This window comes from Hyalangium sp. (genome assembly GCF_035629615.1).
Classification (GTDB): Bacteria; Myxococcota; Myxococcia; order Myxococcales; family Myxococcaceae; genus Hyalangium.
Map to the genome: position 1 here is coordinate 1 of NZ_DASPHO010000449.1, position 11,984 is coordinate 11,984.

Annotated in this window: 13 protein-coding genes; 4 read left to right on the forward strand and 9 right to left on the reverse strand. The window is 68.2% G+C overall.

The window, feature by feature from the left end:
* From VD972_RS23055 to VD972_RS23080, 6 genes are all read right to left on the reverse strand, one after another.
* A partial coding sequence (locus tag VD972_RS23055; RefSeq protein ID WP_324990429.1) for an aldehyde dehydrogenase family protein occupies nucleotides 1-941 on the reverse strand: 941 nt, incomplete at its 3' end.
* Nucleotides 942-995: 54 nt separating this feature from the next.
* Nucleotides 996-1,823, reverse strand: coding sequence for an ABC transporter permease (locus VD972_RS23060; protein ID WP_324990430.1), 828 nt, complete (start codon nucleotides 1,821-1,823; stop codon nucleotides 996-998).
* Nucleotides 1,813-2,757: an ABC transporter permease gene (locus tag VD972_RS23065; RefSeq protein WP_324990431.1), complete on the reverse strand. Its 945-nt coding sequence runs from the start codon at nucleotides 2,755-2,757 to the stop codon at nucleotides 1,813-1,815. The genes VD972_RS23060 and VD972_RS23065 overlap by 11 nt, the downstream gene beginning before the upstream one ends.
* A gap of 2 nt (nucleotides 2,758-2,759) precedes the next feature.
* Nucleotides 2,760-3,776 (reverse strand): ABC transporter ATP-binding protein, encoded by a 1,017-nt coding sequence (locus VD972_RS23070; protein WP_324990433.1) that lies wholly within the window; start codon nucleotides 3,774-3,776, stop codon nucleotides 2,760-2,762.
* A 5-nt stretch (nucleotides 3,777-3,781) separates the two neighbouring features.
* Nucleotides 3,782-4,930 carry an ABC transporter substrate-binding protein gene (locus VD972_RS23075; RefSeq protein WP_324990435.1) on the reverse strand — a complete coding sequence of 383 codons (1,149 nt, stop codon included), beginning with the start codon at nucleotides 4,928-4,930 and terminating at the stop codon, nucleotides 3,782-3,784.
* A 142-nt stretch (nucleotides 4,931-5,072) separates the two neighbouring features.
* Nucleotides 5,073-5,525, reverse strand: coding sequence for a MaoC family dehydratase (locus tag VD972_RS23080; protein ID WP_324990437.1), 453 nt, complete (start codon nucleotides 5,523-5,525; stop codon nucleotides 5,073-5,075).
* A gap of 156 nt (nucleotides 5,526-5,681) precedes the next feature.
* Here VD972_RS23080 and VD972_RS23085 point away from each other — a divergent pair, with 156 nt between their 5' ends.
* From VD972_RS23085 to VD972_RS23095, 3 genes are all read left to right on the forward strand, one after another.
* Complete coding sequence (locus VD972_RS23085; protein WP_324990438.1) at nucleotides 5,682-6,488, forward strand: hypothetical protein; 807 nt, start codon at nucleotides 5,682-5,684, stop codon at nucleotides 6,486-6,488.
* Between the two features lie 123 nt (nucleotides 6,489-6,611).
* A complete protein-coding gene (locus VD972_RS23090; protein ID WP_324990440.1) occupies nucleotides 6,612-7,412 on the forward strand; it encodes a fibrinogen-like YCDxxxxGGGW domain-containing protein in 801 nt (266 codons plus the stop codon).
* A 92-nt stretch (nucleotides 7,413-7,504) separates the two neighbouring features.
* A complete protein-coding gene (locus VD972_RS23095; protein ID WP_324990442.1) occupies nucleotides 7,505-8,878 on the forward strand; it encodes a hypothetical protein in 1,374 nt (457 codons plus the stop codon).
* A gap of 34 nt (nucleotides 8,879-8,912) precedes the next feature.
* Here VD972_RS23095 and VD972_RS23100 read toward each other — a convergent pair whose 3' ends face one another.
* The 3 genes from VD972_RS23100 to VD972_RS23110 all read right to left on the reverse strand — a co-directional run bounded on the left by VD972_RS23100 (nucleotide 8,913) and on the right by VD972_RS23110 (nucleotide 11,475).
* A complete protein-coding gene (locus tag VD972_RS23100) occupies nucleotides 8,913-9,566 on the reverse strand; it encodes a tetratricopeptide repeat protein (RefSeq protein ID WP_324990444.1) in 654 nt (217 codons plus the stop codon).
* Nucleotides 9,567-9,637: 71 nt separating this feature from the next.
* Nucleotides 9,638-10,786 carry a hypothetical protein gene (locus tag VD972_RS23105; protein ID WP_324990446.1) on the reverse strand — a complete coding sequence of 383 codons (1,149 nt, stop codon included), beginning with the start codon at nucleotides 10,784-10,786 and terminating at the stop codon, nucleotides 9,638-9,640.
* Between the two features lie 284 nt (nucleotides 10,787-11,070).
* On the reverse strand, nucleotides 11,071-11,475 hold the full coding sequence (locus VD972_RS23110) for a hypothetical protein (protein WP_324990448.1): 405 nt from the start codon (nucleotides 11,473-11,475) through the stop codon (nucleotides 11,071-11,073).
* 172 nt (nucleotides 11,476-11,647) lie between these two features.
* Between VD972_RS23110 and VD972_RS23115 the strand changes: the two genes are divergently transcribed.
* Nucleotides 11,648-11,984: peptidoglycan-binding domain-containing protein (locus VD972_RS23115; protein WP_324990450.1), on the forward strand; the 337-nt coding region annotated here is incomplete at its 3' end.

The window sequence follows — 11,984 nt, forward strand, 5'->3', positions numbered from 1 at the left end:
TCCTGCTGCGTGCCCACCTTGATGGAGGACACCGCGCTGCTCAGGTCCGCCACCAGCCTGTCATACACCTTGGCGCCCGCGTAGATGCGGCAGGCGGCGGTGCAGTCCTGGCCCGCGTTGTAGAAGCCGAAGGTGCGGATGCCAGCCACCACACTCTGCACATCCGCGTCGTCAAAGACGATGACAGGGGCCTCGCCGCCCAGCTCCAGGTGGGTCCGCTTGACGCTCTGCGAGGCGGCCTGGAGCACCTTCGAGCCCGTCCCCACGTCGCCCGTGAGTGAGATCATCCGCACCTGAGGCTGGCTGATGAGCGGCGCGCCCACGGTCTCGCCGCGGCCGGTGACGATGTTGATGACGCCGGGCGGAAAGAGGCCAGCGATGAGCTCGGCCAGCTTCAGCGTGGTGAGGGGCGTCTGCTCGGAGGGCTTGAGCACCACCGTGTTGCCCGCGGCCACCGCCGGGCCCAGCTTCCACGCCGCCATCATCAGCGGGTAGTTCCACGGGGCGATGGAGGCCACCACGCCCAGCGGATCCCGGCGGATCATGCTGGTGTAGCCGGCGGCATACTCACCGGTGGCCATGCCCGTCATGCAGCGGGCCGCGCCCGCGAAGAAGCGGAACACGTCCGCGATGGCGGGGATCTCGTCATTGAGGGCCAGGGCGTACGGCTTGCCGCAGTTGCGAGACTCCAGACGGGCAAACTCCGCGGCCTTCGCCTCGATGGCGTCGGCCAGCTTGAGCAGGGCGGTGGCGCGGTCCTTCGGCGGGGTGCGCGACCAGCCCGGGAAGGCCTTCTCCGCGGCCTTCACCGCCGCCTGGATCTGGGCCGGAGAGGCCTCGGGGACCTTGGCCAGGACCTCGCCGGTGGCCGGATCGAGGATGTCCTCCACGGCGCCCTCGCCAGCCACGAACTGCCCGTCGATGAACTGCTTGCCATCCATGGGGTCGTCTCCTTGTCCTGCGGGAGGGGCCGGGCTGGCCGCCTCGGTTTCGAGTCACTTGCTGCTGCCGGCCACGTGCTCGGTGCCCCGGGTGAGGCGCCAGGCCAGCAAGAGGGGGATCGCGGTGATGACCATGACGAGCATGGCCACCACGTTCGTCACCGGCACATCGCGCGGGCGCCCGAGCTGGTTGAGCATCCAGATGGGCAGCGTGCGCTCGTGGCCGGCGGTGAAGGTGGTGACGATGATCTCGTCGAAGCTGAGGGCGAAGGCGAGGATGCCGCCGGCCAGCAGGGCGGTGGCCATCTGCGGCAGCAGCACGTGGCGGAACGTCTGGAGCCCATCCGCGCCCAGATCCATGGACGCCTCCACGAGCGAGCCCGGCATGCGGCGCAGGCGGGCGACGACGTTGTTGTAGACGACCACCAGGCAGAAGGTGGCGTGGCCGGCGGCGATCGTCCAGAAGCCCAGGGGGAGCTCGGACAGCTTGAACGCGGACAGCAGCGCGATGCCCGTGATGATGCCCGGCAAGGCGATGGGCAGGGCGAACATGAGCGTGAGCGCCTCGCGGCCGAGGAACTGGCGCCGGGCGAGCACCAGAGCCGCCATCGTGCCCAGCACCAGGGCCATCGCGGTGGCCGCCAGCGCCACCCTCAGCGACAGGCCGATCGCCTCCAGAATATCTTCACGCTCGGCGGCCACCTGGAACCAGCGCAGGGTGAAGCCCTGGAGCGGGAAGCTGAACGCGCTCTCCTCGGTGTTGAAGGCGTAGAGGCACACCACCACGATGGGGAAGTGCAGGAACACCAGGCCGCCCCAGGCCAGCAGCCTCAGCCACCAGGGTGCGCGCGGCCCGCTCGCCGCCGCCGGGTCAGAGCGCATCGAACGCCCCCAGTCTCCGGGCAAGGGACAGGTAGAGGCCGACAATGACGATGGGCACCACGGTGAAGGCCGCGGCCATGGGCAGGTTCCCGATGGAGCCCTGCTGCGTGTAGACCATGGAGCCGATGAAGAGCCCCGGCGGCCCCACGAGCTGCGGGATGATGTAGTCGCCCAGGGTGAGCGAGAAGGTGAAGATGGAGCCCGCCACCACGCCCGGGAAGGCCAGCGGCAGGATGACGGTGCGGAAGGTCTGCGCCGGCCGGGCGCCCAGATCCGCCGAGGCCTGGAGGAGCTGCGGGGGCACCCGCTCGATCGCGGCCTGGATGGGCAGGATCATGAACGGCAGCCACACGTAGGTGAACACCAGGAAGCGGCCGAGGTTGGAGGTGGAGAGCGAGGTGCCTCCCACGTACGGCAGCTCCAGCACCCACTCCAGCGCGCCGCCCAGCCCCAGCCGGGTGATCAGCCAGTAGACGATGCCGCCCTTGGTGAGGATCACCGTCCAGGCGTAGGCCTTGACGATGTAGCTGGCCCACATGGGCAGCATGATGGCGACGTAGAAGAGGCCCTTGCTCAGACCCTCGGTGTAGCGCGCCACGTAGTAGGCGATGGGGAAGGCCAGCACCCCGGAGGCGATCGTCACCGCGGCGGCCATGCCCACGGTGCGCAGGACGATGTCGGCGTTGGCGTCGTCAAAGAGCGCCTTGTAGCTGGCCCACGTGAGCTCCCGCGTCACCTCCATGGTGAAGTCATCAAAGGTGTAGAAGCTCTGGGCCAGCATCGCCAGGAGCGAGCCCAGGTACACCACGCCGAACCAGAGCAGCGGGGGCGTGAGCAGCAGCAGCAGGCGCAGCGTGCTCCGGCGGTAGAGCAGGTTCGAGATCGAGCGCCCGACTCCGGCGTGCGTCGTGGCCCCGGCGTGCGCGCTCGTCATGCTCACGCTCCCGGCTCCAGCTCCACCATGGCCTGGCGGGACCAGGCCAACCGCACGGCCTCACCGATCGCGGGCCGGCCGGTCTCGTCCTCACTGTTGGGGAGGTTCACGTTGAGCGGCGAGCTCCCCGGCACGTCCACGGTGTAGCGGCTGGTGGCCCCGTGGTACTGCACGTCCACGAGCTTGCCCTCCACGCCCAGCCGGTCACCCTCCAGCTCGCGGGCGAAGTGGATGTGCTCTGGCCGCACGGAGAAGGGCCGATCCGAGCCCGTGAGCTGCCGCGCCAGCACTCCCTCCACCACGTTGGAGCCACCCACGAAGCGGGCGACGAACACCGTGCGGGGCTTCGCGTAGAGGCCCCGCGGCGTGTCCACCTGCTCGATGCCACCCTTGTTGAAGACGGCCACCCGGTCCGACATGGAGAGGGCCTCTCCCTGATCGTGGGTGACGTAGATGAAGGTGATGCCGAGCCGGCGCTGCAGGGACTTCAGCTCCGTCTGCATCTGCTCGCGCAGCCGCAGATCCAGCGCGCCGAGCGGCTCGTCCAGCAGCAGCACCTTGGGCTTGTTGATGACGGCGCGAGCCAGGGCCACGCGCTGACGCTGGCCACCGGACAGCTGCCCCGGGCGGCGCTCGCCATAGCCCTGGAGCGCCACCAGCTCCAGCGCAGCCTCGGCCTCGGCGTAGCGCTTCTGCTTGTCCACGCCCTTCACCATGAGCCCATAGGCCACGTTGTCCCGCACGGTCATGTGCGGGAACAGGGCGTAGTCCTGGAACACGGTGTTGACGTCCCGCTCGTAGGGCGGCACGCCGGCGGCTTCCTTGCCGTGGAGCAGGAGGCTGCCGGAGGTGGGCTGCTCGAAGCCGGCGATCAGGCGCAGACACGTCGTCTTCCCCGAGCCCGAGGGCCCGAGCAGGGAGAAGAACTCCCCGTCCTGGATGGACAGGGAGACACTCTCCACGGCCCGGACGGTGCCGTAGTGCCGGCTGATCTGCTTGAGCTCGACGGAGGCCGTCACGTGGCTCAGCGGCCGCCCATCACGGCGATGTAGTCCTGCGTCCACTTGCTGTAAGGCACGCATGTCCCCTGGCTAGCGCATTTGGCGACAGGCGTCTTCCAGAAGTGGACCTGCTCGAACCGCTCGAAGCCGTTTGTCTTGCAGAAGTCACCGCCCCCAGGTGCCGCCGTCTTGCAGGCGTCGGGCACCACCGGGTTGGAGCCGAACCACTCGGCCAGCGCGGACTGGAGGTTCTTGTTGAGCGACCACTCCATCCACTTGTACGCGCACACCGGGTTCTGCGCCTTCGTGTGCAGCATGGTGCTGTCCGCCCAGCCCGTGGAGCCCTCGGTGGGGATGGTGGAGGCGATGGGCTTCTTCTCGTTCTTCAGCGCGTTGACCTGGTAGGGCCAGGCGCTGGAGGCGGCGACGCCCTCGTTCTTGAAGTCGTTCATCTGCACGGTGACGTCGTGCCAGTAGCGGTGGGTGAGCTGCTTCTGCTGGCGCAGCACCTTGAGCGCCTCGGCGTACTGCTTCTCGTTGAGCTCGTAGGGATCCTTGATGCCGAGCTCCGGCTTCTTCTTCATCAGGTAGAGGGCGGCGTCGGCCACGTAGATGGGGCCGTCATAGGCCTGCACGCGGCCCTTGTTGGGCTTGCCGTCCGGCAGGTTCTGCGGCTCGAACACCACAGACCAGGAGGTGGGGGCCTCCTTGAAGACGTCGGTGTTGTACATGAGCACGTTGGGGCCCCACTGGTAGGGCACGCCGTAGTGCTTGCCGTCCACGGTGTGCCAGGGGGCGTTCTTCAGGCGCTCGTCCACCGTCTTCCACGAGGGGATGAGCTCCAGGTTGAGCTCCTGGACCTTCTTGCCGTGGACGAGGCGGAGGCTGGCGTCGCCGGAGGCGGTGACGAGATCGTACCCGCCCTGGTTCATCAGGCTCACCATCTCGTCCGAGGTGGCGGCGGTCTTCACGTTGACCTTGCAGCCGGAGTCCTTCTCGAACTGGGTGACCCAGTCGTACTTCTTGTCCGTCTCACCGCGCTCGATGTAGCCCGGCCAGGCGATGATGTTCAGCTTGCCCTCGGGCTTGCCGAGCTGCTTCGGGGGGGCGGCCAGGGCGTGGCCCGCAGCAGCTACCAACACACCTACCGCCAACGGCTTGAGGTTCAGCATCCGCGTCGCTCCTTGGGATTGAGGACGAGTCCACGGGGCGGTGCGATCCGGAACGGGCCGCCCCCCGTGAAGCCCGAGCGGACTCTAGAGGAAGGCGGTGGCTCGGCTCAACGGAATGACGCAGAAGAGGTGTGTCCGAGTCTCACGTGGCGGCAGGTGGGCGCCTCAAGAACAGGGCGGTGGCGACCTCGGTCATCACCACCTCGCCCTTCTGGTTGCGCACCTCCATGCGGAACTTGATGGCGCCCCGGTCCTGCTTGCTGCGCGAGGGGGTGGTGGAGAGCACCTCGATGCGCATGGAGATCTCGTCGTCGGGCCGGACAGGGAGGAGCCAGCGCAGCTCGTCGAGCCCTGGCGAGCCCAGGCTGGCGGTCTTCGACAGCACGCCCTCCACGAGGAGGCGGTGGCAGATGGAGGCGGTGTGCCAGCCGCTGGCGATGATGCCGCCGAAGATGGAGCGGCGCGCGGCCTCCTCGTCAATGTGGAAGGGCTGGGGATCGAACTGCCGGGCGAAGGCAATGATCTCCTCGCGAGGCACCTTGTAGGAGCCAGTCTCGAGAACCTCGCCGGGCTGGAAGTCGTCGAAGTAGCGCATGGGGGTGGAGTATGCCCTGGCACCCCCTGTCGCGCGCTCCGAAAACGAACGGGCCCCCGGCCGGTGCGCTTGAGCCAAACCTGTATGCTTGTCTGACAGGTTTGCCGGCGCTGCGGGCTGGCCGCGGTGCGCTCCCGGTGCTGCCTGGACACCACCATGACACCTCCTCGGACTCTGTGGCCGCGCCTCCACCTCTTCGAGCTGTTGGACCAGGAGTGGTACCCCGCTGCGCTGCGGGACCACTGCACCAACTACCTGGCGACCATGAGCCAGCGGATGGGCTTCTTCGATCCGGTGGCGCCCCTGCTGCTCCGGGGTCTGGAGGCGGGGGGCACGGACGCGGTGCTCGATCTGGGCTCTGGCGGCGGAGGACCCCTGCCCCGGCTGGGAGCCATCCTGGCACAGGAGCACGGCCGGCGGGTTCGCGTGGTGCAGACGGATCTGTTCCCGAATGTACGGGCCCGGCAGCGAGCCATCTCCGCCGGGGCCGAGTACCTGGAGCAGCCGGTGGACGCGATGAAGGTGCCTCCCGAGCAGCGCGGCATGAGGACCCTCTTCAACGCCCTGCACCACTTCCGCCCGGAGGCGGCGCGCGCGGTGCTGGCCGATGCCCAGGCGCGGGGAGTTCCCATCGGCGTGTTCGAGATCGTCGAGCGCTCGGCCAAAGGGGTGATCGGCTCGCTGTTCATCCCGCTGCTTGTCCTGCTGTTCACCCCGCTGATCCGCCCGCTCACCCTGCCCCGGATCCTCCTTACATACGTGGTGCCTCTGTTCCCGCTGGTCATCTTCTGGGATGGGCTCGTCTCGGCATTGCGCGCCCACCGGCCCGAGGAGCTGCGTCGGATGACGGAGTCCCTGACGAGCGAGGGCTACACCTGGGAGGTGGGCCAGGTGAACAAGCCAGGCAAGCCCCCGGTGACGTATGTGCTCGGCATGCCCACGCCACTGGAGGCCCGCCACTGAGCTGGCTCGCTGCCCGCGAGCCGCCGGAGCAGAGCAGCGTACTCCTTGGGTGGTACAGCCCTGCTGCTTCCCTTTCCCTAGCCTGTCTCCGTCATGGATGGACTCACGACGGAGAGCAGGCGCATGCGCATTACCTGGATCGGCTCGTTGCTCCTGGTGCTCGGAGCGTGCTCCTCACCGGGTCCGACTGGGCCAGTGGGCACCATGGGCCCCCAAGGGGAGCAAGGACCTCCGGAAGAGAGGGGTTCCAACGGGCTACCCAGCGATCCGTGTCTCCATCCGAGCGAGCCCGGGTGCTCCGCTGCCGCTGCCGCGCTGAGCTGCAAGGCGCTCAAGAAGACGCCTTCCTTTGTAGGAGGAGACGGCACCTACTGGATTGATCCCGACGGTGCCGGAGGCAAGGACCCCTTCGAGGCCTGGTGTGACATGACAACCGAGGGAGGTGGCTGGACGCGCGTCTTCTCCGTGCTCGCGCCTGCCACCGATTGCGTGATGGGCACCGGCTACACGGCAGACCCGCGCGTACGAAGCGAATGCGCCAAGCTCTCCGACGCGGTCATCAACCAGCTCGCCACCGAGCGCATCTTCTACACCCAGGTCGAGTGGATGCCCAAGCTGTTCACCCGGTACACCGGGGTGCTCTCATCACAGGGAAACGCGGTGACCACGATCGGGCAGGTGGTGACCCAGGAGAGCTACACCGCAGTGCAGGCAGCCACCCCCTCGTATACGCCTAAGTACAGCGGCTTCATCCTCTTCAGTCAGCACGATTGGTACGAGCCGGACACCCAGCTCGGGTCACGCGCTTCATCGTGCCGCTTCTCCCTGGAGCACCTGAGCACGAGCGGCCAGAGGAAGGACGCTTGCTGCTCGCCGGACTGCTCCATCTTCAATCACGGGTGGATGACCGCCTATGTGAAGTGAAGTGAACCCACGCATCAGGCCCACTCCAGTCGGCGCCGGAACGTGAGCGCCTCGCACAGATCCTGGCTGTTCCCGGTATGCTGCGGGGCCACATGCTTTGGGATGTTCTCGGTGGCCCCAGCCTCTCGGTGGCCCTCACGCTGATGGCCGGACTGGCGGGAGGGCTGTATTTTCTGGCGTCCAGAAGGAGGGCCCGGCGCAGGCATCAGCGCGAGGCCGTCTGGCGCGAGCTGTGTCTGCGCCTCGAGCTCGTAGCGGATCCCGAGGACAGCCGGTCGGCCACAGGACAGCTGCAGACCACGGACTTCGCCGTGAAGGACACCGGCTCCGCCTGGCTGGTGGAGCTCCCTCTTGCTCAGCCGGTGCTGCCGTCCGGGGTGATCCTCCTGCCAGAGAAGGACTGGAGGCTCCGGCCCCGCTTCAAGCTGCGGCGGCTCGGCTGGGCTGCCCCTCCCCCGGGCCCACTCGTCTGGTACGCGAACCAGCAGGTGCCGCCCAGCACCGTGGATGCCCCTGAGGCCTTCCTCGAGGAGGCCCAGCGCGCCGCGCAGGTGCATGCCCCGCTTCGGGTGGAGCCGCGCCGGCTCGTCCACGCCCTCCCCGAGGACGTCACTCCCTCCGTGAATGACATCCGCGACGCGGTGCGAGCTCTCGAGCCCACCGGGCAGCGCTGGCTGGACGTCGTGGCACGCTACGGCCTCCCCCGGGTGAGGGCCCTGCCGCAGCTTCCCTCGGCCCTCTCGCTCCTCGGTGGGGTGCTGAAGCGGCGCGGGGTGTGGCACTGGCTGCTCGCCAACAACGCGGGCCTCCCCCTCGCGGCGGGCGCTCTGCTGATGGAGCTGGAGTGGGTCTACGTTGTCTTGCTGGTGGCGGCCCTCCCCCTCATTCGGAAGGCCGCCCGCAAACAGAACTACGGCTTCAAGGGCCTGCTCCTGGGCACGTTGGCGCTGGTGATCACCTTCGGCACGACCCTGCTCTGGTCTCGCGACCCGCGCCGCGAGACCTCTCCCGCCATCCTCTCGGTGCGAGAGGCCCCCGATGTCGCCCATCGGCAGGCGGATGTCTTCCGCTTCCGGGACGCCACCCTTCGCACGGACATCACCCACCCCGGAGTCACCCGGCTCTTCCCCGTCGTCCCCAACGACTGGAAGCCCGGAGAGCCGGTCACCGTCTTTGCCGTACGGATTCCCTCGTCGCCTGAAACGCACGGCATCCTGTGCGGCGAGGCCGTCCCGGTCGACAGGTTCTACCGCAGCGGCGCCATCACCCTGGCCCTGGCCCACAAGTTCCCCGTCCACCCCCACGCCGTCTACGTGGACTTCCACGACCATCCCGGCAACGTGGAGGATGACCACAACGGGGTGCTGATCTTCCTGTGGAGCATTCCGAATGCGCTGTGGCTCGGCACGGTGCTCGTGCTGTGGCTCCGGGAGCTCCGCCGATCCCGGCGCAGGGACTACGGGTGAGCCCTGAACGGCGAGCCCCAGCTCGTGAGCGAGCTCAGCTTCCCAGCAGCACGGCACGCAGCCAGCGCCCCCACGCCCCCGCGCTGGGAGCCACGCGCACCATTGTCCAGCGCAGCCGGCGGAGCTGAAGGCGCGTCTTCGCCTCCAGCTCCATCGGATTGAGCAGGATCATCGCCTCGGCCAGGTGCTTCTCACGGGCAAGCTGCAGCCCCAGATCCAGCCTCACCTCGAAGAGGGTGGGCTCGAGCGTCAGCACGTCCTGAAGCAAGGTGATGGCGCCCCGCCGATCGGCCTTGCTCCGGAAGTGGAACCGGCCCCGCAGCAGCGTCTTCACCGCTTCGGCCCGGTGCCCCTTCGAGACGTTCAGCTGCGCCATCTGCTGCCAGAGGCTCACCTGGTGGGGGAACGTGTCCGCCGCCTGGGCGTAGACGGCCAGCGCCTTGTCCGCGAAGCCCTTGTCCAGGTGTCCCTGCGCCGCCGCCCGGAAGCTCTCCAGCGCGGCGTCGGTCTGATTCGCTCGCGCCAGCAGCGGCGCCAGCTTCCCATGGACCACCGGATCCTTCGGCTCGAGCTCCAAGGCCTTCCGGTACCCCGTGATGGCCTTCTTGAGCTTGCCCTTGGAGCGCGCCTGATCCGCCTCGGCGATGATCTCCGAACGCGTAGCAGGCGTTTTGTCTCGGAAGAGCATGGCGGCCCCATCGTACCCCGCCCGTAACGACGGGGTACGAGTTGCTACGCGAACGGTATTTTCCAACGGCGCTACGGTGCGCTCGCCGAGCGTTGCACGGGCCGCGCCGCCCACTCCCAGGCGGTGCCTCGGTGCAGCACCGCGTAGATGTCATCCCGCAGCGTGTTGCACTCCTCGTGGGTCAGCGTGCGAACCAGCGCGCGCAGCACCACGCGCAGCAGCACGTTCTTCTGCCCGGGTGCGATGCCCAGCCTCACCACGGCCGCCGGAGGCAGTGCCCGGTACGGCGTCTCCGAGAGCACCTCCACGCTCTCGACCAGTTCCGCGCGCTCGCCCAGCGCGGCCCGGACCGCGTCACCCAGCTCCTCGGGCGTGTCCTCCTCCCCGAGCACGATGGACAGATCTCGCCGCACCATCGGCATTGAAGACACCGGGACGTACGGCTCCAGGTCCAGCAGCTGCGACGCGATGCGCGGATCCGTGGAGCGCAGCAGCCGGATGTCATCCAGGCCCTTGCGCAGCATCAGGATGCGATCGAGCCCCAGCCCCATCGCCAGGCCCGTGGTGCGTCCAGGCTCCAGCCCGCTCTCCTCCAGGAGTGTGGGCAGCGCCAAGCCGCACTCGCCGATCTCCACCCACTGCGCGCCGTCCCGGACATCGATCTGCAGTCCATCGGTGGTGTACGGGTGCCGCGCCGGCTCCACTCGCAGCTCCCTGCCTGGCAGCAGCGCATGGACCACCGTCTCGATCATCTCCCGCAGCTCGGCGGACCCCAGCGGCGCTCCTCGTCGGACTCGCCACAGATCCATCTGGTGAGGCTCGCCGGTGTGCAGCCGATCGATGCAGTCGCGTCGATAGACGAGCCCGGGACAGGCCAGCAGAACGTCCTCGGGAGGAGCTTCGGCCAGCCGGCGCAGCAGGCCCGGGATCATGGCCGAGGTCTGCGTGCGCAGCAGCGCCGTGTCGCAGACGTAGCGCGTGTACCGAGCATCCCGCGCGGCGCCCTCGGGCGGGTAGTGCAGGTGATCGTAGTTGTCGATGATGGAGACGATGGGACTCTGGCGGTGGACTCGGACTTCGCAGCGCCAGGCCTGACGCAGGACCTCGAGCGCGGCTTCGATGAGCCGCTGCAGGGCGTGGGGTCCAGAGGTGGGGTCGGTGAGATCGCGAACGGACAACGCGCGCCGGACTTCCTCGGCGCTCAGAATGGAGACGGACATGGAAAGGAACCTCTCGGTAGGGATAGGAGCGGAACGATCGAGACCTCGAATGCCCCCCCGGCGAGTCCGGGTGAGCATCACGCCAACGAGGCGATCCGCTAACGAGAGGAGTGCGCGCTACGGCAGCACGGCCTCCCGACACCCAAACGGGGCCGGGGGGCGGCTAAATCGACGAGCACACACCACGAGACGCATGCCCCATGGTTAACCGCGCCTCCGCCCATTGGCAAGAGGCGCAGCACTGAGGCCGCACGGGCGGGGCTCACCCGTGCGGCACGGCCCTGCTACTCCGTCGCCTTCAGACCGCAGTAGCCCGGCGCCGGGGAGCTGTACCAGGCGCAGACGGACGGGCAGTACCGCTGCGACTTGTAGCTGCGGCACCACGACTCGGGCGGCCCCATCTGCTCCGTCTCGGGGGCCGGCTCCGTCACGGGCGCGGCCTGCGCGGGCTCGGGCGCGGGCTCGTCCGTGACCGACTCGGCCGGCAGGCTGCAGTAGCCCGGCGCCGGGGAGCTGTACCAGGCACAGATGTACTTCGGACAGTACTTCTGGGTCGTGTAGCTGCGGCACCAGGACTCAGGCGCCCCCTGCTGGGTTCGCTCCGAGGCAGGCGCGGCGGCCTCCTCCTCGACACCCACGCCACAGCCACTCAACACACCCAACAGCCCCACGAGAGCCAACAGACGCATGCAGATACCTCCAAGTGGAAGGGAGACCCGGACTTATAGCAAAACATGGAATACCGGAAGAACTTCCAGAAAACCCTGTTTACCTGAGACAATGGTCTTGTAATAATCTGCTTCAGGAAGAAGCTTGACCGTCTCGTCTCCCCCTTCGCCCTCGCTTTTGGAGCCTTCACCCATGACGACCATCAACCGTCCCCCCGCCACAGCCGCGCGCACCACGGCCACCGCCAGCGCCACCGTCACTGCTCCGCCCGCGGGCCTGCGCGAGGGAGACAAGGGTCCCAAGGTCAAGCAGCTCCAGGACGCGCTGGTGAAGCTCAAGTACATGACGTCGGCGCAGGTGGGCACCGGCGCTGGCACCTTCGGTCCCAAGACGGAGGCGGCGGTCAAGAAGTTCCAGGCGGACCACAAGCTGCCCACCACCGGCTTCTACGGGGAGCAGACCCACGCGGCCCTGAAGAAGGAGCTGGGGAAGGTGAGCGGGCCGACCAAGCCTGATCCCAAGCCGGGCG

Bases quoted from the DNA above. Each gene is read 5' to 3' on its own strand.
- VD972_RS23110 (WP_324990448.1), bottom strand. From the start codon at position 11,475: ATGCGTCTGTTGGCTCTCGTGGGGCTGTTGGGTGTGTTGAGTGGCTGT.
- VD972_RS23100 (WP_324990444.1), bottom strand. From the start codon at position 9,566: ATGCTCTTCCGAGACAAAACGCCTGCTACGCGTTCGGAGATCATCGCC.
- VD972_RS23060 (WP_324990430.1), bottom strand. From the start codon at position 1,823: ATGCGCTCTGACCCGGCGGCGGCGAGCGGGCCGCGCGCACCCTGGTGG.
- VD972_RS23090 (WP_324990440.1), top strand. From the start codon at position 6,612: ATGCGCATTACCTGGATCGGCTCGTTGCTCCTGGTGCTCGGAGCGTGC.
- VD972_RS23075 (WP_324990435.1), bottom strand. From the start codon at position 4,930: ATGCTGAACCTCAAGCCGTTGGCGGTAGGTGTGTTGGTAGCTGCTGCG.
- VD972_RS23065 (WP_324990431.1), bottom strand. From the start codon at position 2,757: ATGACGAGCGCGCACGCCGGGGCCACGACGCACGCCGGAGTCGGGCGC.
- VD972_RS23085 (WP_324990438.1), top strand. From the start codon at position 5,682: ATGACACCTCCTCGGACTCTGTGGCCGCGCCTCCACCTCTTCGAGCTG.
- VD972_RS23095 (WP_324990442.1), top strand. From the start codon at position 7,505: ATGCTTTGGGATGTTCTCGGTGGCCCCAGCCTCTCGGTGGCCCTCACG.
- VD972_RS23105 (WP_324990446.1), bottom strand. From the start codon at position 10,786: ATGTCCGTCTCCATTCTGAGCGCCGAGGAAGTCCGGCGCGCGTTGTCC.
- VD972_RS23080 (WP_324990437.1), bottom strand. From the start codon at position 5,525: ATGCGCTACTTCGACGACTTCCAGCCCGGCGAGGTTCTCGAGACTGGC.